The sequence below is a fragment of the Halomarinibacterium sedimenti genome (assembly GCF_019312585.1).
GTDB classification, from domain to species: Bacteria; Bacteroidota; Bacteroidia; order Flavobacteriales; family Flavobacteriaceae; genus Halomarinibacterium; species Halomarinibacterium sedimenti.
Genome location: NZ_JAHWDP010000002.1, coordinates 440,953 through 466,745, shown reverse-complemented (window position 1 = coordinate 466,745; position 25,793 = coordinate 440,953). Strand labels below are relative to the sequence as shown.

Genomic DNA, 25,793 nt, shown 5'->3' with positions numbered 1-25,793 from the left:
TAATGCGAAATCACAAAACGCTATCTATTTCTTTTACCGAAGCTCTTAAAAAGAAATTATTGGGCTGGGCACAGCAATTTGGCGAGGTCATCTGGTTGGACTCCAATCAATATCAACAGAACCACAGTAGTTTTCAAGCTATTCTGGCTGTGGATGCCTTTACTGCTATAAAAACTGACTCTTATGGGGCTTTTAAAAAGTTGGAAGAATACCAAAGTACTACTAAGGATTGGTTGTTTGGGTATCTCACATATGATTTAAAGAATGATACGGAACAATTAAAATCGCAAAACTTTGATGGTCTCCAATTTCCAGACTTATACTTTTTTCAACCAAAAAAAGTGTTTTTATTTTCTGATACAGAAGTAGAAATACAGTATTTACATATGGTGGATGATGAAATGGAAAGCGATTGGCAGGAAATTTTAAATTTTAAGGAACACCAAGATCGTACTAATGCTCAGCTTAGCACTATTAAAATTAGATTAAGGACCAGTAAAGACTCTTATTTTGAAAAAGTGCATAAAATGCTTCACCATATCGAAAGGGGAGATATTTACGAAGCCAATTTTTGTCAGGAATATTTTTCAGAAAATGTGCATCTCAATCCCATTAAAACCTTTTTTCATTTAAATGATATCTCAAAACCACCTTTTGCTACTTTTTTAAAGATGCAGCAGTATTATGCCTTTTCTGCTTCGCCAGAACGCTATATAAAAAGAACTGGAACTAAGGTGATATCGCAACCCATCAAGGGAACTGCAAAGCGTTTAGCAAATAGCCAAGAAGATAAAAAGATGGTAGATGCGTTACGTAAAAACCCAAAGGAGCGAAGTGAAAATATTATGATTACAGACTTAGTGAGAAATGACCTTTCTCGATTTGCTTTAAAAGGGTCTGTGGAGGTAGAAGAACTTTGTAAAGTCTACACTTTTGAACAAGTACATCAGCTAATTTCAACGATTCGCTGTGAGGTAGATGAAAATTTTTCTTCGGTTGATATTTTGAAAAACACCTTCCCAATGGGAAGTATGACGGGTGCCCCTAAAGTTTCGGCTATGAAGATTATAGAAGAATTAGAAGATACTAAAAGAGGGTTGTATAGTGGTGCTATTGGGTATTTTACACCCCATGGTGATTTCGATTTTAACGTAATTATTCGCAGTATTTTGTATAACAAAGAAAATCAATATGTAAGCTATTCTGTGGGCGGAGCTATTACTGCCAATTCCATTCCGGAAGACGAATACGAAGAGTGCCTCCTAAAAGCTAAGGCAATGCGGGAAGCTTTGGAGCAAACCCATTAGTTTTTAACTTAAATTTGCACATACTTTTTATACAATGCTCAAAGCATGTAAGCAACATATAGAAGATTTGTTTCCCTTTTTTAAAGAGGGCAAACTACTTGTGGCCTGCAGTGGTGGATTGGATAGTGTGGTTTTAGCTCACATATTAAGAGAATTAGAATATAACATAGGTTTGGCCCATTGTAATTTTTCCCTTCGCGGAAAGGAAAGTGACGAAGATGAAGCCTTTGTAATTAATCTATCTGAAAAGTGGAATGTTCCTGTTTTTACTGAAACATTCAATACTAAAGAATATGCTGCAACGCATAAACTTTCAACCCAAATGGCGGCACGTGAGTTGCGTTATAATTGGTTTGAAGAACTACTAAAAGACTTTAAATACGATTATATACTTACAGCACATCACGCAGACGATAATCTTGAGACTTTTTTAATCAATTTGTCTAGAGGGTCTGGATTGCGAGGATTAACAGGAATTACGGAACAGAACGATAAGATTATTAGACCTTTATTGCCTTTTTCAAGGGAAGAAATTTTCCATTTTGCAAAGAAAGAGAAGCTTTTTTGGCGTGAAGACAGTAGTAATGCTAGTAGTGATTACCTTCGAAATGAATTGCGTCACGAGGTAATTCCACCGTTCAAAAAGGCCTCTAAAGGATTGCTTAAAAGTCTTCAGAAAACACAAAGAAACCTTCAACAAACGGAGGCATTAGTAAGTGATTATATGGTTTTGGTGCGTAATTTGGTGATGCAAGAAACATCGCAAGGATTTGAAATTTCTATTTCGAAATTACAAGAGTTGCCTAATCCCGATGCGTTGCTTTACGAGTTGCTTTCGCCGTTTCAGTTTACGGCTTGGGATGATATTTCAGGATTACTATATGCACAAAGTGGAAAGCAGGTTTTTGCTTCAAATTTTAGACTCATTAAGGACAGAGAAGTACTTATAATTACCAAAATCACATCAGAGGAAAAAAAAGTTTCAAAATTTATTTCAGAAAATGAAACGCAAATTGATTCACCACTTAAAATGTCTTTTTTCCCTACCGATAAAATGGGATATATTGATACAAATACGGTTTACGTGGATGCTTCAAAAATTTCATATCCATTGGTGCTCCGAAGATGGGAGGAAGGTGATGTTTTTCAACCTTTTGGGATGAAAGGAAAAAAGAAATTGAGTAAGTTTTTTAAAGATGAAAAGTTATCTTTGGCTTCCAAAGAACAAATTTGGATATTATTAAGTAATAATCAAATTGTTTGGGTGGTTGGATATAGAATGGATGACCGTTTTAAAATAACCCCTACAACCGATAAAATTTTAAAAATAGCAGTTGCACATTAATATGAAGAAGTTCGTTTTTTTTCTTTCCGCATTATTTTTGGTTCAAATTTCATTTTCGCAAGAGTTTCACGATCCTGTTTCATGGGAAGTTACCGTTGAAAAGGAGAGTGGTAACAAATACAATATTTTAATGACTGCCACCATTGATGAAGGATGGCATACCTATAGTCAAAAACAATTTGGTGAGGAGTTTGAAGGACCTATTCCAACAGAATTTACATATAATGCATCAGAATCCACTTTTAAACTATTAGGAGCTACACAGGAACCAGAGATTCAACCCATTTACGACCCGGTATTTGAGTTGGATGTAGTCTATTTTAGCGATAAGGTGACATTTATTCAGCCTATTGAAGTAATAAAGCCCGATGGATTAAAAATCATTGCAGAGGTGTATTATTCGGTTTGCGATGAGGAGAAATGTCTTCCTCCAGATACAAAGACTTTTGAAGTTGACTTAGCTTCTGGGAAAACAGAAGCTGCTGAAGGAGAAATTACTGAGGAAGATTTAGAGAAGTCTGCTAAGCTTACTATTAATGTAAAAGGGGAAGAGAATTTTGCACCCGTTGAAGAAGAAGATAAAGGTATGTTTACCATTTTCCTTTTAGGATTTTTAGGGGGGCTTATTGCATTGTTAACACCTTGTGTGTTTCCTATGATTCCATTAACAGTTTCATTTTTTACAAAAAGTGCAAAGAACAAACAAAACGGACTTGCAAACGCGGTACTTTATGGTTTTTTCATCTTTTTAATTTATGTGCTATTAAGTGTTCCTTTTCACTTAATTGAAGGGGTAGACGAAAGCATACTAAATACAATTTCTACAAACGTTTATTTAAATGTGGTATTCTTTATCATATTTGTCTTTTTTGCCTTTTCATTTTTTGGCTACTACGAAATAACTTTACCACAATCTTGGAGTGCCAAAATGGATAACAAGGCAACTAGTATTGGTGGCTTTGTTGGAGTTTTCTTTATGGCGTTAACGCTGGCAATTGTATCTTTTTCATGTACTGGGCCCATTTTAGGCGGCTTATTGGGAAGCTCTCTCTCCCAAGATGCAGGAGCCATGCAGTTGAGTTTTGGAATGGGCGGATTTGGATTGGCATTAGCATTACCTTTTGCTTTATTTGCCTTATTTCCAAATTGGTTAAACTCATTACCCAAGAGTGGTGGGTGGTTAAATACAGTGAAAGTGGTATTAGGTTTTATTGAATTGGCTTTAGCATTCAAATTCCTTTCCAATGCCGATTTAGTAGAACATTGGGGTTTATTAAAACGTGAAATATTTATTGGAATTTGGATTGTTTGTGCACTAGGATTGGCATTATATTTATTTGGATTTTTACGATTTCCTCACGACGGACCCAAGGCTAAAAAGTTACCTAAAGGTAACTTAATCGTTGGGGTTTTAAGCATTGCTTTCTTTTTATACTTAACCCCTGGGTTAACCAATACCAAGCATGCCAATTTGAAGCTATTAAGTGGTTTCCCACCTCCATTATTTTATAGTTTATACGATAAAGGAACTAGTGCGCCCTTAGGTCTTGAAGCCTATAAAGATTTTTATGAAGGACTTGAGGCTGCAAAAGCTTCAGGAAAACCAATGATGATAGATTTTACCGGTTGGGCGTGTGTTAATTGTCGTAAAATGGAAGAACAAGTTTGGAGTGAACCTGAAATTTTTGAAGTGATTAGTAAAGACTACATTTTAGTTTCACTTTATGTGGATGATAGAAAAGAACTTCAAGACGATCAAAAGTTCAATTTCTTAAAGCCAACTGGAGGGATTAAGAAAATTAAAACGGTGGGAGATAGATGGGCGACTTTTCAAACAGTGAACTTCAAGAATAATTCGCAACCCTATTATATATTATTGGATAGTGATTTAAACTTACTTAATAAACCTGTTGGATATACTCCAGATGCAGATGAATATTTAGAATGGCTTCAAACGGGAATTGCAAATTTTAAGAAATAGTTAGTCTTCAAAAAATAAAAGCGCCGTTTTTTAAATAAAAACGGCGCTTATAACAAACCTAACTTAGTAAACGTTGAGTATCAGTTCCTAGCACAATTTTTTATCCCCACAAAAAATTGTTTTCGGATACCGTATTCACTAATTGATTCTCAAAGATACTTCTTATACACACTAGAGTCTATACGTGCAAACACGTATTTTGGTCGTTCTTTTTTAATTAAGGAAAAATATCCTGGATAAAATTGATAGTAATTTTTCTGAACTTTATTAGTAGTTTTACACCTTTAACCCCAAATTTTTCATAAGAAATACATGTATAAAAAAGGATTTATTTTCGACCTCGACGGGGTTATTGTAGATACCGCAAAATATCACTATTTTGCATGGAAGAAATTAGCAGAAAGTATTGGAATTTCTTTTACTGAAAAAGACAATGAACATCTTAAAGGAGTAAGCAGAATTAGATCACTAGAGAAAATTCTCGATTGGGGAAACGTGGCATTATCCAATGCCAAATTTCAGGAACTTATTAATGCTAAAAATGACGATTATTTGAGCTTTGTAAATAAAATGACGCGGGATGAAATTTTACCCGATGTGCCTCGAGTACTTTCATTTTTAAAAGAACAACAACAGCCTATGGCGCTGGGCTCAGCAAGTAAAAATGCACGTTCTATTCTTACTAAAGTAGATCTAATAAATCAATTTGATGCCATTATTGATGGAACAAATGTATCGAAAGCAAAACCCAATCCAGAAGTGTTTCTCAAAGCTGCCGATGAATTAAAAATGAAACCAACAAGTTGCATTGTTTTTGAAGATGCTTTAGCAGGAATAGAAGCGGCTAACACGGCTGGGATGATTAGTATTGGCATTGGAGATAAATCTGTTTTAAGTGATGCCCAATATGTTTTTAAAGATTTTACCGAAATTTCAAACGAGTTTTTACACCAATTAATAATAGCCTAATGAATCAAGATTATATACAACCCAACGAGTGGAGCATTATTGAAGAAGGATTTGATAAACAAAGAGTAAAATCTTCAGAAAGCCTTTTTAGTATTGGAAATGGCGCTATGGGACAACGTGCCAATTTTGAAGAAACCTATACAGGGAAAACCTTCCAAGGAAGTTATATTGGTGGTGTGTATTATCCAGATAAAACCCGTGTGGGTTGGTGGAAAAATGGGTATCCCGAGTATTTTGCTAAAGTCATTAATGCACCCAATTGGATTGGAATTAACGTTGAAATTAATGGCGAGGCATTAGATTTAAATACGTGTAAAGAGGTTCGTAATTTCCGAAGAGAATTGAATATGAAAGAAGGGTGGTACCAACGTTCTTTTGAAGCAACCCTACAAAACGGAACCGAAATTGCATTAGAAAGCACCCGTATTTTGCATATTGAAGAAGATGAACTGGGTATAATTAATTTCGAGATTACCCCTTTAAATAGGGATGCTGAAATAGTCTTTATGCCCTATTTGGACGGTGGAATTACAAACGAGGATTCCAATTGGGATGATAAATTTTGGGACACCTTAAGTGTACAGGAAGGAAATCATCAAGCCTTTATTCGTTCCCGAACCATGAAAACACATTTTGATGTGTGTACCTATATGCAATCGAAAGTTTTTGTGAACGGAGCTGAGAAATCATTAGACTATACTGGAGCTATAAAGGAATTATCAGTTGCATTAACCTATAAAGTTTCAGTTAAAAAAGGAGAGAAGGCAACGCTTCAAAAGTTTGCTGGTTATACTATTTCTTTAAACCATAAGCCCGAGGATTTAATAGATGCTTCAATAAAAGTGCTTCAAAAAGCGACTAAAGAAGGATATTCTGCACTTAAACAGCAACAGACAGAAGCTTGGGCTTCTATCTGGGAGATGGCAGATATTGCCATAAAAGGCGATGTAAAGGCGCAGCAGGGAATTAGATTCAATATTTTTCAGTTAAATCAAACTTACCTAGGAAAAGATGCCCGGCTCAATATTGGCCCTAAAGGATTTACGGGTGAAAAATACGGTGGTAGTACGTATTGGGATACCGAAGCTTATTGTATTCCGTTTTATATGGCAACCAAAGATCAAGCCGTTGCGCGAAATTTGTTGACGTATCGCTATAATCATCTTCAAAAGGCAATTGAAAATGCACAAAAATTAGGGTTTAAAAATGGGGCTGCTTTATACCCCATGGTGACGATGAATGGAGAAGAATGTCATAACGAATGGGAAATTACTTTTGAAGAAATTCATCGTAACGGAGCCATTGCCTTTGCTATTTATAATTACGAACGATTTACGGGAGACACCTCCTACATTCCGGAAAAGGGACTGGAAGTGTTAATTGGCATTGCCCGTTTTTGGGAACAACGCGCTACCTTTAGTAAGGCAAAGAATAAATACGTGATATTGGGCGTAACAGGGCCTAACGAATACGAAAACAACGTAAATAACAATTGGTATACCAATTATGTTGCTAAATGGTGTTTGGAATATGCTGCTTCGGAAGTTGAAAAAGTGAAAAAATCGAACCCAGAAGATTTCAAAAGAATTGAAGCCAAAACAAAAATTTCGGGGCAAGAAGTACTCGATTGGAACAAAACAGCATCCAATATGTACTTCCCCTATTCTGAAGAATTTGGAATTTACCTTCAGCAAGACGGATTTTTGGATAAAGAATTGATTACCGTTGCAAATTTAGATCGATCAAACCGTCCTATTAACCAAAAGTGGTCGTGGGACAGAATTTTACGTTCGCCCTACATAAAACAAGCAGATACGCTGCAAGGCTTTTACTTTTTTGAAGAACATTTTAGTAAAGAACAGCTTGAAAAGCATTTTGACTTTTACGAACCATTTACTGTTCATGAATCGTCACTTTCTCCTTGTGTACATAGCATTCAGGCTGCAAAATTGGATAGAATGGAGCAAGCCTATACGTTTTATTTGCGTACGTCCCGTCTCGATTTGGACGATTATAACAAAGAAGTAGAAGAAGGATGCCATATTACCAGTATGGCAGGTACGTGGATGAGCATTGTGGAAGGGTTTGGTGGCATGCGAGTGCGAGAGGGTAAACTTCATTTTGAGCCTAAAATACCTGAGCAATGGGACCAATATAGTTTTAAAGTAAATTTTAGAGGACAAATTTTAAAAGTCTCTATTTCAAAAAATAAACAAGTATTTAAAGTAGACGGAGACTCACCATTAAACATTGTGGTGAACCAAAAAGAAATAACGCTTGCGCCAAACACCGAAACAACAGTTTAAACTAAACCAGCATTTATGAAATCAAAAATTGCGATTCTATTATTAACCGTCTTTTTAATTTCTTGTAAAGAAGAAGTGAAAAAGGAAGAGCCGGTAGAAAAAACTCCACAAGAAATTACCATTGCACCCATCGATAATGACGTGCTTGAAAGCGCTGTAATTTATGAAGCTAATATTCGTCAATATTCGCCAGAAGGTACGTTTAATGCCTTTGCGCAAGACATTCCGAAATTAAAAGAATTGGGTGTTAAAATCATATGGTTGATGCCTATTCATCCAATTTCCGAAGCAAAACGAAAAGCAAAAGGAGATTTATTGGTTGCCGATATTGAAAATCCCGAAGAACGGAAAAAATACCTAGGAAGTCCTTACGCAGTGGCAGATTATACGGCAGTAAATCCAGATATGGGAACGATGGAGGACTTTTCTAAAATGGTCGATGTGGCACACGAAAATGGCATATATGTTATTATAGATTGGGTGCCTAATCATACAGGATGGGATCATCCTTGGATTACTGAACATCCAGAGTATTACACCAAAAATGATAAGGGTGAAATTACAGACCCAATTCAAGATAATGGAGAGCCATGGGGTTGGACAGATGTGGCCGATTTAAACTATGACAACCAAGAGATGCGCCAAGCCATGATTAATGATATGATGTTTTGGATTACCGAGCAGAAAGTGGACGGCTTTCGTTGTGATGTAGCGCACGGAGTGCCACTCGATTTTTGGGAACAGTGCATCCCCGCGTTACGAGAAAAGAAAGCACTTTTTATGCTTGCTGAGGCAGAATTACCCTACTTAATGAAAGGTGAAAACCTATTTGATATGTCCTATGCTTGGGAAGGACATCATGTGTTAAACGATATAACAAAAGGAAAGAAAAATGTAAATGATTTTGACTCTTATATGAATGCCTTAGATGAAAAGCTTGAAAAAGATGATATCTTGATGAATTTTGTTACCAATCACGATGAAAATGCTTGGGCAGGACCTTTAAGAGAACGTATGGGAAATGCCTCAGAAGTCATGACAGCGCTAACGTATACCATACCAGGAATGCCTTTAATTTATAGCGGACAGGAATATGATATGAATTATCGCTTAGAGTTCTTTGGAAAAGATACCATACCCAAAACAAAAGGGAAAATGTGGCCTCTTTTAGAAAAGTTAGGCAATTTAAAAAACAACGAAAGGGCTTTAGACGGAGGAAAAAATAGTGCTACATATGAGCGGATTAAAACATCAAAAGATACATCTGTTCTGGCTTTTAAAAGAAGTAAAGACGGTAGTGAATTTATTTACATAGCAAACTTATCTTCAAAACCAGTTAAGTTTACACTTCCTGTTGCTGGCCCTTTTATCGATGTTATGAAGGACCAAACCATTGATATCGTTGAAAACGAAGAACATCAATTTTCCCCTTGGCAGTATCTCATTTTACGAAAACAATAATCTAAAGCCCTTTTTTAAGGGCTTTTTTTTCAATTTCTAAAATCGAAAACGTTATCGATTGATTTACTGTTTGCTATGTGAAATTTATAATATAATTTTACCTTAATGAATACAAAAATTAAAAGAATAGCTGTGCTTACCAGTGGAGGAGATGCCCCTGGAATGAATGCTGCTATTCGTGCCGTGGTACGTTCGTGTTCGTATCATAATCTAGAATGTGTGGGAGTCTTTCGTGGATTGCAAGGACTCATAGAAGCAGATTTTAAAGAAATGGGGCCTCGTTCTGTAAAGAATATTATTAATAGAGGAGGAACTATTTTAAAATCGGCTCGGTCCAAAGAATTTATGACCAAGGCGGGTCGTCAAGAGGCGTATGATAATTTAAAAGAGGCGAAAATTGATGCTCTTGTGGTTATTGGTGGGGATGGGACTTTTACTGGTGCCAGTGTGTTTAATGAAGAATTTGATTTTCCTATAGTAGGGATTCCTGGAACGATAGATAATGATATTAATGGTACCGATTATACCATTGGCTACGATACCGCTTTAAATACAGTGGTAGAAGCCATCGATAAAATTCGCGATACGGCAAACTCTCATAACCGATTATTTCTTGTGGAAGTCATGGGTCGCGATGCTGGTGATATTGCTTTAAATGCAGGTATTGGCGCCGGTGCCGAAGAAATTTTAATCCCAGAGCAAAACCTTGGTAGAGATCGTTTGATTGCTTCATTAAAGCGAAGTAAAAAATCGGGGAAGTCTTCTAGTATTGTTGTGGTTGCCGAAGGTGACCAAATAGGAAAAAACATCTTTGGATTGGCAGAATACATTCAGCAGAATATGGATGAATATGAAGTTAAAGTAACTGTGCTTGGACATATTCAACGCGGAGGATCTCCAAGTTGTTATGACCGTGTCCTGGCAAGTAGATTAGGAGTAGGCGCCGTGGATGCACTTTTGGAAGGAAAAAGAGATGTCATGATTGGTATTTCGCATAGTAAAATTGTAACAGTTCCTTTTACAGAAGCAATAAAAGGAGATAACGAAATAGATTTAGATTTAATAAGAGTAGCAGATATAACTTCTGTGTAAACAAAAAGATAATATGACAAAAATTGGAATTAACGGTTTTGGAAGAATAGGAAGAATTGCTTTCAGAATAGCCGCACAAAATAAAGATGTTGAAATAGTAGCTATTAACGATCTATTGGATGTAGACCATTTAGCTTATTTATTAAAATATGATTCTGTTCATGGAAAATTCTCAGGAACAGTGGAAGTGAACGATGGACATTTGGTTGTAAATGGTAAAAACATTCGTGTAACTGCGGAAAGAAATCCAGAAAATTTGAAATGGGATGCTGTTGGAGCTGAAATTGTTTTAGATTGTACGGGTATTTTCACCGACCTTGATAACGCTTCGGCTCATATTAAAGCTGGAGCAAAGAAAGTAGTTATTTCTGCTCCTTCAAAAACAGCTCCTATGTTTGTGATGGGTGTTAATCATAAAGATGTAAAACCTACAGATACGATTGTTTCTAATGCATCGTGTACTACTAACTGTTTAGCACCATTAGCCAAAGTAATTCACGATAACTTAGGTATCGTGGAAGGATTAATGACAACTGTTCACGCTACTACGGCTACGCAACTTACGGTAGACGGTCCTTCAAGAAAGGATTTCCGCGGAGGACGAAGTGCCTTATTAAATATTATTCCTGCTTCAACGGGAGCGGCGGTAGCCGTAACCAAAGTAATTCCTTCATTAAAAGGAAAATTAACTGGAATGGCTTTTCGTGTACCCACGGCAGACGTATCGGTGGTGGATTTAACCGTACGCACCGAAAAAAGTGCCACCTATGAAGAAGTAAAACAATTGTTTAAAGATGCTTCCAAAGGAGCTTACAAAGGGGTTATTGACTATGTTGAGGACGATGTTGTTTCTCAAGATTTTGTTAGTGACCCAAATACTTGTAATTTTGACGCTGGTGCAGGAATAGCTCTTAATGATAACTTTTTTAAATTAGTAGCTTGGTACGATAATGAATATGGGTATTCCGCAAAATTAATTGACTTGGCTCTGTACGTTGCCAAAATCTAATAGTATGACACTAATTGCAGATGGAGGCTCTACAAAGTGTGATTGGATTCTTTTGAGCCCAGAAGGTGAGGTGTTGGTAAAAACACGCACCAAAGGATTAAACCCAGCCGTGGTTCCATTAAGTGAACTTTACTCAAGGATTCGGGAAAATGAAGATCTTCAAGGAATTTTTCAGAAAACAGAAACTGTAGATTTTTATGGCGCCGGTTGTGGAACCATCACTCCAAAAAACACCTTAACCAAAGTGCTTTCGGATATATTTCCTAATGCAACGGTAGATGTGAACGAAGATTTATTAGCGGCTGTTTATGCGGCTACCGCAGAACCCGGGATTGTTTGTATATTAGGAACGGGCTCTAATAGTTGTTATTTTGACGGTGAAAAAATTCACGCTCATGTACCATCACTTGGCTTTGTTTTAATGGATGAAGCGAGTGGAAATTACTTCGGAAAAAGACTTATTAGGGATTACTATTATAAAAAAATGCCAACTAAACTAGCTAGGGAGTTTGAAAAACGTTTCGATTTAGACCCAGATGTCATTAAACTAAATGTCTATCAAAGGCCTAACCCCAATACCTATTTAGCGTCTTTTGCAGAGTTTATTTTTACTTCAGAAGAGGTGAATGGTTATTTCTGGCAGCTTATAAGCGAAGGAATGACGAGGTTTATTGAATATAGGGTTCTTTGTTATAAAGAAGCCCAGAACGTCCCAGTTCATTTTATTGGGTCTATTGCGCATTTTTCTGAAGAGCAGATTCGTAATGCCATGAAACCCTATCATTTACAATTGGGCAAAATTATTCGTCGCCCAATCGATGGTTTAATTGAATATTACCGCGAACATCGTTTAAAAATTCATAGTTAATTATGGCATTTCCGAAAGTAAATCCTACGCAAACTGAAGCTTGGAAGCTACTTTCAACGCATTTTTCAGAAATGAAAGATATGAAAATGCAAGATCTTTTTTCTGAAAATCCATCTCGTGCCCAACAATTTTCAATCACTTGGAATGATTTTTTTGTAGACTACTCAAAGAATAGAATTACTGAAAAAACTCAAAAACTTTTACTTCAATTAGCAGAAGAAGTACAATTGAAAGAAGCCATCGAAGCTCAATTTTCAGGACTTCATATTAACGAAACAGAAGATAGAGCGGTAGGGCATACCCAACTTCGTAATTTTAGAAAGCTACCCAAAGAAGTTGCAGAAGCACTTCAAAAAATGAAATCCTTTTCCGAAGAAATCATTTCTGGAAACTGGAAAGGTTACACAGGAAAACCCATTACCCATATTGTTAATATTGGAATTGGCGGAAGCGACCTTGGCCCCGATATGGTCTGCGAGGCTTTGCGTTATTATAAAAATCAATTGGAGGTACACTTTGTAAGCAATGTAGACGGTGACCACGTAATGGAATCTATTAAAGATTTAGACCCTGAGACAACTTTGTTTATTATTGTTTCTAAGACTTTCACCACCCAAGAAACGCTCACCAATGCACAAACTATTCGAAATTGGTTTTTGGAAAAAGCTTCAGAAAAGGATGTAGCTAAACATTTTGTTGCGGTCTCTACTAATTTGGAGGCAGTTTCCAATTTCGGAATTGCTTCGCAAAACATGTTCCCTATGTGGGATTGGGTGGGCGGACGATTCTCTCTGTGGAGTACCGTAGGACTTTCCATTGCCTGTGCTGTTGGCTATCAAAATTTTGAAGATTTACTAAAGGGTGCTCACGAAATGGATATTCATTTTAAGGAAACTCCATTTCAGGAAAACATCCCAGTGACCTTAGCCTTGTTATCTGTTTGGTATAATAATTTTTTTAATGCTGAAAGTGAATGTATTGTACCTTATTCACAATACCTCAATAAGTTGGTGGCGTATCTTCAGCAAGGAATCATGGAGAGCAACGGAAAGAGTGTCGATAGAAATGGAAACGCAATCGACTATCAAACCGGAACCATAGTTTGGGGAAGCACAGGGACGAATGCACAACACGCTTTTTTTCAATTAATTCATCAAGGGACAAAGTTAATCCCTACCGATTTTATCGCCTTTGCAGACTCGCTTTATGCTAACAAAGACCACCAAAATAAACTATTGGCTAACTGCATTGCGCAAACCGAAGCCTTATTGCAAGGCACTTACGGAAGCGAAGTGGAAAATAATTTCAAAAATTTTGAAGGAAACAAGCCCACCAATACCCTTCTTATTAAAAAGTTAACACCCAAATCATTGGGAAGCCTTATAGCGATGTATGAGCATAAATTGTTTGTACAGGGGATTGTTTGGAATATTTTTAGCTATGATCAATGGGGCGTGGAATTAGGTAAAAAATTGGCAAAAGGGACACTTTATGCTATTGAAAATAAGAATGTTACTCAAATTTATAACGGTAGTACCAAACAACTTTTAAAGAAATTGTAGCAATTTCTTTTGAACAATTAAATTTAAAACCCTCGATTTTAATCGAGGGTTTTTCTATTTTTATAGGAAATCAAAAATTATTAACTAACTAAATTTTTTAAATTATGAGTGCAACAGATGGTAAAATTACATTAGCGGAAGCAATAAGCTGGACAGGTAATTGGAGGGGAGCTCCATCAACAAGTGCGAGAGCATTTTTAATTCCTTTAGCGGATCTTCAGGGTGCCGTAGCAGAGATTCAAGCACAAACAGATTCTCCTATGGTAAGAGCCTACTTAGCCATTGATGGTGGTGTCGAGAAATTAGTAATTGTGGGGACCCAGAAAGATAAAAATGGCGTGTATAGAGATTTATTACCTGCCGCAGGAGAAGCCGCAGGAGCTGGAACCAATAGTATTTGGGATTTTACAGACCCTTGTCCACCTAAGTGTGATCCGTCAAGTCCGTTAAATTAATTTATTAAAATTAATGTCGGAAATTGTAAAAGAAAATTTAATAGAATTTGTAGGAAATTTAACTGTTTTCCTGTCTTTATTTTTACCCATATTATATTTAAGAGGCTTTACTAAATTTAGTAAGGCCTTTAAATATTTTACTGCCTACTTAGTATTAATCGGTTTAGTTCAGTTAGGTTCTAAACTTCATAAAGTATTTTATGAAGGAGAGGAGACAATATTTTTTTTCTTTTACTTTATACTTTTTCAATTTCTTTCATTATCACTGTTTTATAAGGGATTATTAAAAAAGAAATTTATTAATGGTATTACTATAGTGGCTATTATATTATTTGCTATACAGTATATATTAGATCCAATTTTGTATTTTAGATATAATACTTTGGCGGCAGTCTTTTCACATATAATACTTGTGTTTTATTCGATTTTATATTTGTATCATTCTTTAAGTAATAAAAAAACCGAATTTGTTTTAATAAATTCAGCAATTCTCATCTACTTGTTATCTAGTTCATTAATATTCGCTTCTGGGAACTTGATATACAATTTAAATATTCCTATTTCTGTATCGGACACGTTGGTAAATATTAATAGATTTTTGTATCTAGGATTTCAAATTATTATCATTATAGAATGGTGGAAAAATTATTCATTTTTCAAATCCTCAATAGAATAATATAAAGCGACTGAATTTCCTATCTTCGTGTAATGAATGAGTCGTTTATTAATGATGAAATCCAAATCGTAAACATCATCCTTATTGCCATAGGATTATTGTTATTGATGTCCTTTGCGATTGTCCTCTTTTTCTACTTTTCACGAAAGAAAATTATTAAAACCCAACTGGAAAAAGCAGAGCTAGAAATAGAATACCAAAAAGAATTGTTACAAAACACCATTGTTACTCAAGAGGAGGAACGACAACGCATTGCACAAGATTTACACGATGCCATAAGCTCCAAACTCAATGTGGTTTCTCTAAACGCTAATTTTTTAACCGATAAAGACATCACTCCTACTGAAGCAAATAAGATTGGAGAAAGTATCCATAAAGTAACGTCTACCGTATTAGAAAATTCCCGTCGCATTGCTCACGACTTATTACCACCAACCCTCGATAAATTTGGATTGCAAGCTGCCGTAGAGGAATTGTGTGAGGAGATACAAGAAACTAAAAATTTCACCCTAGAATACCATATTCAGTATCAAGAAAATTTTATTTCTTCAGCAAACGAACTACACCTATTTAGAATCCTTCAAGAGTTGTTTAGTAATACCATAAAACATTCTGGTGCAACAAACATTCAAGTCGCTTTAAATACTGAAGAAAACCTCCTATCTTTACAATATACCGATAACGGTAAAGGATTTAATTTAGCTGAAGCAAGAAGTGCTAAAGGTCTTGGGATGAGTGGCATTGAAAACCGAGCGATTTTAATGAATGCCACGTGCGATATTGAATCTAGCCAAGGAAATGGAATTAAAGTAAGTATAACTAGCCAACCCAATAATGAAAATTAAAGTAGTCCTTGCCGACGACGAAGAATTGTTTAGAGTAGGAATGTCTCATATCCTCTCAAAAGATGATGAAATAGAAATTATCTTTCAAGCCAGTAACGGAAAGGAATTAATAGAATTTTTAACCACGGCAAAAGAACTTCCAGATATTATAATCATGGATATTAAAATGCCAGAACTCAACGGTGTGGAGGCTACAAAAAGTATTCATCAAGAATTTCCAGAGATTAGTATCATTGCCTTAACGACTTACAATACAAAACCATTTATACGAAATATGATTGATGTGGGAGCTTCAGCATATTTGGTAAAAAATTCGCCCACCCAAAAAGTATTACACACTATTAAGCAAGTGTTTTATAATGGATTTTATTACGATTCGTTTGTGATGGAAGCGGTAAAATCTTTAAAAAATTCCGAAAAAAGCGACTCACGTACCTTTTTTGATGTCGACTTTATAACCCAAAGAGAACGGGAAGTGCTTGAGCTTATCTGTCATCAAAAAACCTCTCAAGAAATAGCCGAAAAACTTTTTATTAGTAAACGTACCGTTGAGGTACACCGAAAAAATTTACTGGAAAAAACAGGTGTAAAGAATTTAGCAGGTTTGGTCGTTTTTGCCATTAAGAACAATCTAGTGTCCTTAAGCATTATTGAATAATTTTTTTTATTTTCACAGTACATAACTCCCCACATTTTTAAATTAACACATAATCTATGCTCACAAAAGTATATGGGAGTGCTGTTTTTGGTGTGGAAGCAACCACCATTACCGTAGAAGTAAATACAGATATTGGCGTTGGATATCACTTAGTGGGCCTGCCCGATAATGCTATAAAAGAAAGCAACTACAGAATTGCAGCGGCACTTCAAAATAATAGCTACAAAATTCCGGGAAAAAAGATTACCCTTAATATGGCACCTGCCGATATGCGCAAGGAGGGTTCGGCTTATGATCTTACCTTGGCCATGGGAATTTTGGTGTCTTCGGGTCAAATTCTAGAACAATTTTCCTTAAGTGATTATATTATCATGGGAGAATTGTCATTGGACGGTTCGTTGCAACCCATTCGTGGTGCCTTACCCATTGCAATCAATGCCAAAAAAGAAGGGTTTAAAGGCTTTATCTTACCAGAACAAAATGCAAAAGAAGCGGCTATTGTTGACGGACTGGAAGTCTTTGGTGTGAGCTCTATTAAAGAAGTTATCGATTTTTTTAACGAAGGAAAAGAATTGGAACAGGTTTCGGTTGATATGAAGGCCGAATTCTACGAACACCTCCAAAACCCCGAATTCGATTTTAGCGATGTAAAAGGACAAGAATCCATTAAGCGTTGTATGGAAATCGCTGCGGCTGGTGGGCACAATATCATTCTTATTGGCCCTCCCGGAAGTGGGAAAACCATGCTCGCAAAGCGTCTTCCAAGTATTTTGCCACCCTTAACCTTAACCGAAGCCTTAGAAACCACGAAAATTCACAGTGTGGCGGGTAGAACCATGGAAAAGGGAGGCATCATGACCAGTCGTCCATTTAGAAGTCCGCATCACACCATTAGTGATGTTGCACTCGTGGGCGGTGGGCAATATCCACAACCTGGTGAAATTTCCTTAGCACATAATGGGGTGTTATTTCTAGACGAACTTCCCGAATTTAAACGCAGTGTGCTGGAAGTGATGCGGCAACCTTTGGAAGATCGAGATGTTACCATTTCGCGAGCGCGTTTTACGGTAACCTACCCAGCAAGCTTTATGTTGGTGGCAAGTATGAATCCTAGTCCGGGTGGGTATTTTAATGATCCCAATGCGCCCGTCACCTCTTCACCAGCCGAAATGCAACGCTATTTAAGTAAAATTTCGGGACCGTTATTAGATAGAATTGATATTCATATTGAAGTGACCCCTGTTCCTTTCGAAAAACTGAGTGATACCCGAAAAGGGGAGCAGAGCATTGTCATTCGAGAACGTGTTACCAAGGCAAGGGAGATACAAGCAAAGCGTTTTGAGGAATTTGAAAATATTCACTACAATGCGCAAATGGGTGTAAAACAAATTAGAAAATTTTGTGTGTTAGATGAAGGATCTTTAGCGCTACTGAAAAATGCTATGGAGCGATTAAATCTTTCGGCACGAGCCTATGATCGAATTTTAAAAGTAGCACGCACCATAGCCGATTTAGAAAATGCCGAAAGTATTACTGGTAACCATATTTCTGAAGCTATTCAATACCGTAGTCTCGATAGAGATGGGTGGTTGGGGTAAATTCTAAAACCTACCCCAACTTCCTAGATTGATTAATCCTTACTTTTCTCAATCATTAAGTTTTTAAACTCATTTACTTTCATCGCATTGATTTCAGAAAGTGTTTTTCCTTGACTGGCTTGGATAAACCCATTAAATATATGGCTTATGTAAAGTGGAGAAACAGGTTTTCCACTACTAAAGTTTTCAGCATTGTGGCAACTAAAACAGCTTACTAAATTGGTGACAGAGATACTGTCTAACGATTTCCCACCTGTTTGCACATAGGTTTCCATAGTACTATTGGCGGCATTAACAGAGCCTCTAGTGTCGTCTCCAGGAGCAGAGTTGGCAAGGTTTCCGCTAAGCGAAATTAAAAGCGCAACTTGTTCTTGTGGCGTTTTGCCATCCATATTAATCCAGAGGGAACCATTGTAAAAATAATTGTTCCAAACATCGTTTAAGCTGCTTTCCACACAAGCGTTAATACTAGTGATGTTGTCGAAATTTTCAGGCTCCTGTTGACTGGTACTCATAAAACTATTTCCTTTTACTTTTGGCACTCCATATTGATATAGTGTGTAATTTTGATTGGGTGTCTTTGGAGTTTTTCCTGTCCAGATAATCCCATCCAGATTGGTCGCTGTTCCTTTTCCAAAAAACAATAAATCACTTTCTGAAGATGCTGTAAGAGTATTCCAATCCATAATAGGAGCCATATCGTTATGCTCAAACGTAGCCCAAATAAACTCTGGATGGTTTTCAACAACCCCTACTACATGCATCCCTAAAAATGCTACCGAAGTATTTTTATAAGAACCATCTTTTTGAAGTATGGCAGCTTCAGTTACGTAATACCCGCTTAACTGTGCTTCAGGAATACTTGCGGTGGTTATCCAAGAAGATTTAACCTCCAAGGAACTTACTGGAAATGAAGCTGAATTATTTGGTTTAAGCGAACCATTTAAGAGTTCAATATTATATTTTTTTGCGGCAGCTTGCATGGTAGAATCGATAAAAATTCCATAGAAAACAGTTTGTTCTTTTTTGCTTGCACTTAAGGTAGGATTGCTTCTTAAAACACCTTGTGACCCAGCTTGTGCTGTATCGGTTAGCACCAGACTGGCACTGGCTTGCTGCATGACGGTCTCCATTTTACTATCTACCTGTATTAAATCATTAAGAAAGACGGGTTTACCGTTGCCACTAGGTTTCGTTAAATACAAAAATTTTTGCCAAGACCATTGGTGAAAAATACAGTTGGTCGTACTGGTAGTATCAAACGGACTGCCCTTTCCTTCTTCAGGAGCAGGGGTTTGATCGTGAGGGAACCAACTCGTTTCACAATTACAAGTACTATTAACGGTTGCCTCTTCATAGGCAACCGGTTCTTTTTTATTTTCTTTTTCTTTACAGGCCGAAATAGAAAAAAGTAAGCCTAAGGTTAGTAAAATAGACGTGAACAGGTTTTTGATTGAAGTTTTCATATTTGGTTGTTTTAACGGAACCAAGTTAAATTTGACCAAGTCGAAAACAAATACGTATAAATACTTAAATTTCAATCACTTATTGAACCATCGTGATGATTTGTACATCTCCTTTTTTGAAGCTCGTTCGCGATTTTTCATTATTAGTTGTTTACTATCCTTTCGTTTACTTCGATAGCCTAATAGATGAAAAAATTGCTTTGTAAAAAAACGAGCTACGGTAAGATTGATTACCATCGCCTCTTTATTTTTATTTTGCCAATTTACTCCAGGAAGTAATACCAATAAGTGATCTAACTTTACATTTCGAAGCCATTTTGAAAGGGTTAAAAATACCTTGGGAATTTTTCTAATGACAAAAAATCCGTCATTCCCTTTTCCTTGATATAATGGCATAAAAATCGAACCAGAATACGGGCTATAAATTTCCTGATAATTATTTTCAGCCAAAACCCTGTTTTTATCAATTTTTTGGAAATTTTCAAAACCAGCATGCATCTTAAAACTAGCTTTTTCCTCAATTTTAAACCGATAAATAATCTCGTAGAACTTATCTTTTTGAATAGTAGCCTTCAGTAGTTTATAGAAGTGTAACTTGCAGTTCTTATCACTTTCAGACAAGGATCCTGCAATCATGAAGGATACATAAATAAAGGAAATATGGTTTTCTAATGCTTTTTTTGAAGTATGCTGGCCTGCTTCAAAACCAAAGGCAACATAGCCCAACTCATTTATAAAACTAAGTAGTGGTCCCTCTAAGTATTCTTCAATTCCCAAAACTATAGGTAAGGGGTAGTTTTTTGTAAAACTTCTGTTTAATAGGGTGTCATTTATGGTTAAGAAAGGTTCTGTTTTACTAGATGTGGTGTGTAAATCGAAGAAATAAAGCGGCTCTTTTTCGGTAAGGATAATCCGATCCAATTCTTTTAGAAGTGAAATTTGCTCTTTTTCATCCTCAAGGGTTTGTTGTTTTCCTGTTCTAATTTCATTTACTTTTTCAATTGTAAATAGTCGATTTAAATCTGTTGAAATAAAACGTACTTTATGCTGTAAGGCTTTTAGATTTCCAGCCAATGCAATTATTTTTCCAGAGAATTCTGCTTCTTTTCCTTGTAAAGACTCTAGCACCCTCTCAAGAGCTAAAACGCCACTAGATTCGTTCCCATGAATACCTCCAATGAAGACTAGGGTAGGACCTGAGTTATTTCCTTTAAAAGTTCCAATAATTCTTTTAAATCTATTTTTGGTATGAACTTGTTCTGTTTGGGTGTTATTCATGGTCAAAAACAAGGACATCTTTAATTGTTACAATTCCAATGAGTTCTTCATGTTGTATTACAGGCAAACATCCAATGAGGTTCTCTTTCATTACCGTTATGGCTTCTTCAATAGAAGTGGTAGGAGTTGTAGTAATAACTTTGTCAACCATAATATCTTTAACCGTGACGTTTTTATCCATCTTTTTCGATTTCATTTTTTTAACATGGGTCCAAGTAAGCAAACCACAAAGCTTACCGTTTTCATTTTCTACAGGCATATGATGAATGTTTTTCCATTCCATAATACTAGTTGCCAAAGAAGCTAAATCGTATTCTTTTACTGTAAATAAACGCGTAGTCATAACATGACCGACCCATGGGGTAAAATCTTTTAAACGAACTTTTGTAGGAATATTTTTCCATTGAGAAACTGGAAATCCTTTTTTCTGATTTTTATAGGTATATCGGGTAATTAACCTAAGAGCTTGATCGGTTTTTTGTTTTTCTTTTAAGGTTCTAAGGTTGGAAATCATCCATTTTGAACCTCCTTTTAAAGAAATTCTGTCCTGTATAATTTTTAAATAGAAATCAATGTCATCACTATTGATATTACTATTAAGTAATCCCTTTTTAGTTATAGGAAGAAGTACAGTTTTAAGTAACTCGTTGGTAGTATACTCTTTTCCCTCCCAACGTAGCAAGGCCTCACTTCCGTAACGGGCGGCTTTAATGAAATTTGATTTTGCATCTCTAAAATCCATGACTTTAGACATATCATCAAATTTTTTTGGACGTCCTTTCATAAGTCCTACCCAAAAAACAAAATTTGCCATTTCATCCAATACCGAAGGTCCTGCAGGAATATATCTGTTTTCAATTCGTAAATGAGGCTTTCCTCCACCCACGCCATAGCAGGCTCTATTCCAAGGATACAACGTGCCATTATGAAGACTAAGTGCCTTAAGTTTTGGGATGTTTCCTTTTTTAATCTCTTCCATAGAATTTTCATCTATTTCCTGTGCTAAAACCGATTTGTATTGTGCAATATTCTCTTTGTAAATGTCAACAATACTTCCTGTTGCCCAATGACTACCAAAGGATACACGTGGCATTTGATCTTTAAGTGCTAAAGTGGTATGACGGGTATCAATACTTTGTTTAAAGAGTGCAATTCGGGTTTCGCTCCATAATTCTCTTCCTAACAGTAGAGGCGAATTTGTGCAAACCGTTAGTACTGGGCCAGCAATAGCTTGCGCCCAATTAAAACTTGAAATAAAGTCATCTGGATCTATTTGAAGATGTAACTGGAAACTGGTGTTACAGGCTTCAAATAAAACCGAATCGTGTTGTATGCTTAATTCATCTACACCCATTAAATGTAAATGAAAATGAGAACCACGCTGCGCCATTAATCGTTCATTAAGGGCGAGATAACGTGGCCTTTCTGTTATATAATCTAACTTTAAGTGTGTTTGTGTAATGGTAGGTAAAATTCCTGTAAGTACTACTTTAGAATTGTTCTTCTTTGCCGCAACATTTGCTTTAATTAATAGGCTTTCAAGCTGATTTCTCATTACCTGAAAACAATCTTTTTTTAATTCTACTGGATCAAGATTAATTTCCAAATTATATTTAGCTAATTCTGTAGTAAAATGGGGGTCGTTTATTTCCTCAAGAATAGGATCTGCATTATTTGCAGGGCGCCAATCTTTTGTTACCAAACAGAATTCTTGCTCTGCTCCAATACGTGTAATGCCAGATTCAAATATATTATGTTCCAGCATATATTCGAGTGCCTCAATATCCTGTAATAAATGTTCAACAAACTGGGTTTGCGTTTTACTATTCCTTTGTAGGCTTACTTTTTGTTCTCCCATACCTTCAAATTTTGCTTGCTCTAAATTGAGAAAATCAATACTCAAAAAATATGATAAAGGTCAGTTGTTAATTCTACAAATCTATTTAACACTATTTTAAGGGAATCGTCGTTGTATGGATAGTATATTTAATGCCAATTAAACAATCAAAAAAATGAATTTCAAAAACTTTCAAAAAACACTATTGTTTCTTTTTGTAGGGCTCTTATTTGTTGCCTGCAAAAAAGGGAACGAAGCTCCAGAAGAAACAGCAAAACTTTCTATCGATTTCGAAAAATACGAATTAGCCAATGGGCTGGATGTTGTATTACACCAAGATAAGAGTGACCCCATTATTTCATTAGCCATTCAGTATGGAGTTGGATCCAATCGTGAAAAAGCGGGCCGTACCGGATTTGCGCACTTATTTGAGCATATGCTTTTTCAGGAATCTGAAAATGTGGGCCAAGACCAATTCTTTAAAAAAATTCAAGATGCCGGAGGAACTTTAAATGGTGGAACCTGGAAAGACGGAACCATTTATTACGAAGTAGTTCCAAAGAATGCCATGGAAATGGTAATGTGGTTAGAAAGTGATCGCATGGGGTATTTAATCAATACCGTAACCGAATCTGCTTTTTACAATCAACAAGAAGTGGTTCAAAACGAAAAAAGACAACGTGTAGACAACAATCCTTACGGGCACACCAATTGGGTGTTGGACAAAAACATCTATCCAGAAGGGCATCCATACAACTGGCAGGTGATAGGGGAGTTAGTCGATTTGCAAAACGCCACCGTAGAAGATGTTAAAGAGTTTTATGATCGTTTCTACGGGCCTAACAATGCTACCTTGGTGTTAGCAGGTGACTTTGAAACGGAAGAAGCCAAAGCCATGATAGAAAAGTATTTTGGCGAAATTAAAAGACGTCAAGAAGTAGAGCCATTAAAGCCACAACCTGTTACGATTGCTGAAACAAAGCGTTTTTATCACGAAGATAATTTTGCACAAGCGCCACAATTGAATATGGTTTGGGCGACGGTTGAACAATATACAGACGATGCGTATGCATTAGACTTTCTTGCCGAAATTCTTTCCAGCGGAAAGAAAGCTCCTATGTATAAAGTGTTAGTGAAAGAGAAAGAACTTACATCAAGAACATCCGCATATAGTAATACACAACAAATTGCAGGGGAGTTTCATATTCGTATTACGGCCAATGATGGAGTGGATTTAGACAATGTGGAAAGTGCCATTTTTGAATCCTTTGCATTGTTTGAAAAAGAAGGAGTCACAGATCGCGATGTAGAGCGTATTAAAGCTGGGCTTGAAACACAGTTTTACAATGGAATTAGTAGTGTGTTAGGGAAGTCTTTTCAGTTGTGTCAGTATAATGTGTTTGCAGGTGACCCTGGATTTATCGAGCAGGATATCGAAAACATTAAAAAAGTAACCAAGGAAGATGTATTGCGTGTGTACAACACATACATTAAAGACAAGCCTTTTGTAATGACTAGTTTTGTACCAAAAGGGCAAATGACTCTTATTGCGGAAAATTCTGAAAAAGCCCCAGTGGTAGAAGAAGAAATTAAGGAGAATGTAGAGAAAGTAATTGAAGACAAAGAAGAAGAAATTGCAAAAACACCTTCTAATTTTGATCGTTCTGTAGAGCCAGTACAAGGTCCAGCACCAGAATTAAATATTCCTTCAAGTTGGAATGCTGAATTAGCTAATGGACTTAAAGTCTATGGTATTGAGCAAAATGAAATTCCAACAGTAAACTTCAGTCTAGTAATAGACGGTGGACATTTACTCGATGACAAAAATAAAAATGGTGTTGCCAATTTAATGACTGATATCATGATGGAAGGTACTGCTACCAAAACGCCAGAGCAGTTAGAAGAAGAAATTGAAATGTTGGGTGCTAGTATTAGTATGTATACTTCAAATGAGTCTATTGTTATTCAAGGAAATACGTTAACGCGTAATTTTGATAAAACCATGGATTTGGTGAAGGAAATTCTATTAGAGCCTCGTTGGGACGAAGAAGAATTTGCACGAATTAAAACGGCTACTATTAACCAAATTAAGCGTTCTGCAGCAGATCCAAATACCGTTGCAAATAATGTATACAATAAGCTACTTTATGGTGAGGATCATATTTTTAGCTATCCTTCTATTGGTACTGAGGAATCTGTAACGGCTATCACTATAGATGACTTAAAAGCATTCTACAACAAGAATTTTTCACCTTCTATTTCAAAATTCCATGTAGTGGGTAAAATCAATAAAGAAAAAGCACTTGCCAATTTAAAAGGAATTGAAGAAGGTTGGGCTGCTAAGGAAGTAACCATTCCAGAATATCCAATCACAAATAACAGAGATAAGTCTTCTTTGTATTTTGTGGATATTCCTAATGCCAAGCAATCGGTGATTAATATTGGTTATGTGGGATTATCTCGAAATGATAAAGATTTTTATCCTGCAGAGGTTATGAATTACAAGTTAGGAGGCTCTTTTAGCGGAAATGTAAACTTGATACTTCGTGAAGAAAAAGGATATACCTACGGTGCTCGAACAGGTTTTAGTGGTGGTAAAGTACCCGGAACTTTTACTGCATCTTCTAGTGTGCGTACCAATACTACTGGAGAATCGGTAAAGATTTTTAAAGACGAAATAGCGAAGTATAAAGAAGGAATCTCGGAAGAAGATTTAAACTTCACTAAAAATGCATTGATTAAATCCAACGCTCGCCGATTTGAAACTCAATTCTCTTTATTGGGAATGTTACAGGAAATGAGTAATTACGGACTTTCCCCCAACTACATTGAAGACGAGGAAGCGGTAATTAAAAATATGACCTTAGAGCAACATAAGGAACTTGCCAATAAATACCTCGACGAGTCTAAAATGGCGTATTTGGTAGTAGGTGATGCCACTACCCAATATCCACAGTTTAAAAAAATGGGCTTTGACGAAGTCATGCTTGTAGATAAAGATGGCGAAGAAGTAAAAATGAAAAATGTAAAACAGTAGTTAATTTTTAAATATTGAAAAGGGATGCTGAAAAGTGTCCCTT

19 protein-coding genes are annotated in these 25,793 nt (G+C 36.2%); 16 read left to right on the top strand and 3 right to left on the bottom strand.

The window, feature by feature from the left end; translation table 11 throughout:
- The first annotated feature begins 2 nt into the window (after positions 1–2).
- The 15 genes from pabB (at position 3) to KXJ69_RS06655 (ending at position 18,132) form a co-directional block, all read left to right on the top strand.
- Complete coding sequence (gene pabB / locus KXJ69_RS06725) at positions 3–1,307, top strand: aminodeoxychorismate synthase component I (protein WP_219052208.1); 1,305 nt, start codon at positions 3–5, stop codon at positions 1,305–1,307.
- A gap of 34 nt (positions 1,308–1,341) precedes the next feature.
- Positions 1,342–2,652, top strand: coding sequence for a tRNA lysidine(34) synthetase TilS (gene tilS / locus KXJ69_RS06720; protein WP_219052207.1), 1,311 nt, complete (start codon positions 1,342–1,344; stop codon positions 2,650–2,652).
- A gap of 1 nt (position 2,653) precedes the next feature.
- On the top strand, positions 2,654–4,633 hold the full coding sequence (locus tag KXJ69_RS06715) for a protein-disulfide reductase DsbD family protein (protein WP_219052206.1): 1,980 nt from the start codon (positions 2,654–2,656) through the stop codon (positions 4,631–4,633).
- A gap of 312 nt (positions 4,634–4,945) precedes the next feature.
- Positions 4,946–5,602: a beta-phosphoglucomutase gene (gene pgmB / locus KXJ69_RS06710; RefSeq protein ID WP_219052204.1), complete on the top strand. Its 657-nt coding sequence runs from the start codon at positions 4,946–4,948 to the stop codon at positions 5,600–5,602.
- Complete coding sequence (gene mdxK, locus KXJ69_RS06705) at positions 5,602–7,908, top strand: maltose phosphorylase MdxK (RefSeq protein WP_219052202.1); 2,307 nt, start codon at positions 5,602–5,604, stop codon at positions 7,906–7,908. The genes pgmB and mdxK overlap by 1 nt, the downstream gene beginning before the upstream one ends.
- 15 nt (positions 7,909–7,923) lie before the next feature.
- Entirely contained in the window at positions 7,924–9,369 is a 1,446-nt protein-coding gene (locus KXJ69_RS06700) for an alpha-amylase family glycosyl hydrolase (protein ID WP_219052201.1), read from the top strand.
- Between the two features lie 105 nt (positions 9,370–9,474).
- Complete coding sequence (pfkA, locus tag KXJ69_RS06695) at positions 9,475–10,461, top strand: 6-phosphofructokinase (RefSeq protein WP_219052200.1); 987 nt, start codon at positions 9,475–9,477, stop codon at positions 10,459–10,461.
- A gap of 13 nt (positions 10,462–10,474) precedes the next feature.
- Entirely contained in the window at positions 10,475–11,470 is a 996-nt protein-coding gene (gap, locus tag KXJ69_RS06690) for a type I glyceraldehyde-3-phosphate dehydrogenase (RefSeq protein ID WP_219052199.1), read from the top strand.
- A gap of 4 nt (positions 11,471–11,474) precedes the next feature.
- On the top strand, positions 11,475–12,338 hold the full coding sequence (locus KXJ69_RS06685; protein ID WP_219052198.1) for an N-acetylglucosamine kinase: 864 nt from the start codon (positions 11,475–11,477) through the stop codon (positions 12,336–12,338).
- Positions 12,339–12,340: 2 nt separating this feature from the next.
- The gene (pgi, locus tag KXJ69_RS06680; RefSeq protein WP_219052197.1) at positions 12,341–13,900 is read left to right on the top strand and encodes a glucose-6-phosphate isomerase; all 1,560 of its coding nucleotides are present in this window, start codon (positions 12,341–12,343) and stop codon (positions 13,898–13,900) included.
- A 104-nt stretch (positions 13,901–14,004) separates the two neighbouring features.
- Positions 14,005–14,355, top strand: a complete 351-nt coding sequence (locus KXJ69_RS06675) for a hypothetical protein (RefSeq protein ID WP_219052196.1) — start codon at positions 14,005–14,007, stop codon at positions 14,353–14,355.
- A gap of 13 nt (positions 14,356–14,368) precedes the next feature.
- On the top strand, positions 14,369–15,031 hold the full coding sequence (locus KXJ69_RS06670; RefSeq protein WP_219052195.1) for a hypothetical protein: 663 nt from the start codon (positions 14,369–14,371) through the stop codon (positions 15,029–15,031).
- A gap of 32 nt (positions 15,032–15,063) precedes the next feature.
- Positions 15,064–15,876 (top strand): sensor histidine kinase, encoded by an 813-nt coding sequence (locus KXJ69_RS06665; protein ID WP_219052194.1) that lies wholly within the window; start codon positions 15,064–15,066, stop codon positions 15,874–15,876.
- Positions 15,866–16,534 carry a response regulator transcription factor gene (locus tag KXJ69_RS06660; protein WP_219052193.1) on the top strand — a complete coding sequence of 223 codons (669 nt, stop codon included), beginning with the start codon at positions 15,866–15,868 and terminating at the stop codon, positions 16,532–16,534. Before KXJ69_RS06665 ends, KXJ69_RS06660 begins: the two co-directional genes overlap by 11 nt.
- 56 nt (positions 16,535–16,590) lie before the next feature.
- On the top strand, positions 16,591–18,132 hold the full coding sequence (locus KXJ69_RS06655) for a YifB family Mg chelatase-like AAA ATPase (RefSeq protein ID WP_219052192.1): 1,542 nt from the start codon (positions 16,591–16,593) through the stop codon (positions 18,130–18,132).
- Positions 18,133–18,164: 32 nt separating this feature from the next.
- On the opposite strand, the gene KXJ69_RS06650 is transcribed toward KXJ69_RS06655, so the two are convergent.
- The 3 genes from KXJ69_RS06650 to KXJ69_RS06640 all read right to left on the bottom strand — a co-directional run bounded on the left by KXJ69_RS06650 (position 18,165) and on the right by KXJ69_RS06640 (position 22,734).
- Positions 18,165–19,598 (bottom strand): hypothetical protein, encoded by a 1,434-nt coding sequence (locus KXJ69_RS06650; RefSeq protein WP_219052191.1) that lies wholly within the window; start codon positions 19,596–19,598, stop codon positions 18,165–18,167.
- Positions 19,599–19,673: 75 nt separating this feature from the next.
- On the bottom strand, positions 19,674–20,894 hold the full coding sequence (locus tag KXJ69_RS06645; RefSeq protein WP_219052190.1) for a succinylglutamate desuccinylase/aspartoacylase domain-containing protein: 1,221 nt from the start codon (positions 20,892–20,894) through the stop codon (positions 19,674–19,676).
- Complete coding sequence (locus tag KXJ69_RS06640) at positions 20,869–22,734, bottom strand: glutamate-cysteine ligase family protein (RefSeq protein WP_219052189.1); 1,866 nt, start codon at positions 22,732–22,734, stop codon at positions 20,869–20,871. The genes KXJ69_RS06645 and KXJ69_RS06640 overlap by 26 nt, the downstream gene beginning before the upstream one ends.
- Before the next feature lie 154 nt (positions 22,735–22,888).
- On the opposite strand from KXJ69_RS06640, the gene KXJ69_RS06635 reads away from it, so the two are divergent.
- Positions 22,889–25,750, top strand: coding sequence for a M16 family metallopeptidase (locus tag KXJ69_RS06635; RefSeq protein ID WP_219052188.1), 2,862 nt, complete (start codon positions 22,889–22,891; stop codon positions 25,748–25,750).
- The last annotated feature ends 43 nt before the right edge of the window (positions 25,751–25,793 follow it).

Bases quoted from the DNA above. Each gene is read 5' to 3' on its own strand.
- pgi (WP_219052197.1), top strand. From the start codon at position 12,341: ATGGCATTTCCGAAAGTAAATCCTACGCAAACTGAAGCTTGGAAGCTA.
- KXJ69_RS06650 (WP_219052191.1), bottom strand. From the start codon at position 19,598: ATGAAAACTTCAATCAAAAACCTGTTCACGTCTATTTTACTAACCTTA.
- KXJ69_RS06665 (WP_219052194.1), top strand. From the start codon at position 15,064: ATGAATGAGTCGTTTATTAATGATGAAATCCAAATCGTAAACATCATC.
- KXJ69_RS06715 (WP_219052206.1), top strand. From the start codon at position 2,654: ATGAAGAAGTTCGTTTTTTTTCTTTCCGCATTATTTTTGGTTCAAATT.
- pgmB (WP_219052204.1), top strand. From the start codon at position 4,946: ATGTATAAAAAAGGATTTATTTTCGACCTCGACGGGGTTATTGTAGAT.
- KXJ69_RS06635 (WP_219052188.1), top strand. From the start codon at position 22,889: ATGAATTTCAAAAACTTTCAAAAAACACTATTGTTTCTTTTTGTAGGG.
- KXJ69_RS06660 (WP_219052193.1), top strand. From the start codon at position 15,866: ATGAAAATTAAAGTAGTCCTTGCCGACGACGAAGAATTGTTTAGAGTA.
- KXJ69_RS06655 (WP_219052192.1), top strand. From the start codon at position 16,591: ATGCTCACAAAAGTATATGGGAGTGCTGTTTTTGGTGTGGAAGCAACC.
- pabB (WP_219052208.1), top strand. From the start codon at position 3: ATGCGAAATCACAAAACGCTATCTATTTCTTTTACCGAAGCTCTTAAA.
- KXJ69_RS06675 (WP_219052196.1), top strand. From the start codon at position 14,005: ATGAGTGCAACAGATGGTAAAATTACATTAGCGGAAGCAATAAGCTGG.
- KXJ69_RS06640 (WP_219052189.1), bottom strand. From the start codon at position 22,734: ATGGGAGAACAAAAAGTAAGCCTACAAAGGAATAGTAAAACGCAAACC.
- pfkA (WP_219052200.1), top strand. From the start codon at position 9,475: ATGAATACAAAAATTAAAAGAATAGCTGTGCTTACCAGTGGAGGAGAT.
- KXJ69_RS06645 (WP_219052190.1), bottom strand. From the start codon at position 20,894: ATGTCCTTGTTTTTGACCATGAATAACACCCAAACAGAACAAGTTCAT.
- gap (WP_219052199.1), top strand. From the start codon at position 10,475: ATGACAAAAATTGGAATTAACGGTTTTGGAAGAATAGGAAGAATTGCT.
- KXJ69_RS06700 (WP_219052201.1), top strand. From the start codon at position 7,924: ATGAAATCAAAAATTGCGATTCTATTATTAACCGTCTTTTTAATTTCT.
- mdxK (WP_219052202.1), top strand. From the start codon at position 5,602: ATGAATCAAGATTATATACAACCCAACGAGTGGAGCATTATTGAAGAA.
- KXJ69_RS06685 (WP_219052198.1), top strand. From the start codon at position 11,475: ATGACACTAATTGCAGATGGAGGCTCTACAAAGTGTGATTGGATTCTT.
- KXJ69_RS06670 (WP_219052195.1), top strand. From the start codon at position 14,369: ATGTCGGAAATTGTAAAAGAAAATTTAATAGAATTTGTAGGAAATTTA.
- tilS (WP_219052207.1), top strand. From the start codon at position 1,342: ATGCTCAAAGCATGTAAGCAACATATAGAAGATTTGTTTCCCTTTTTT.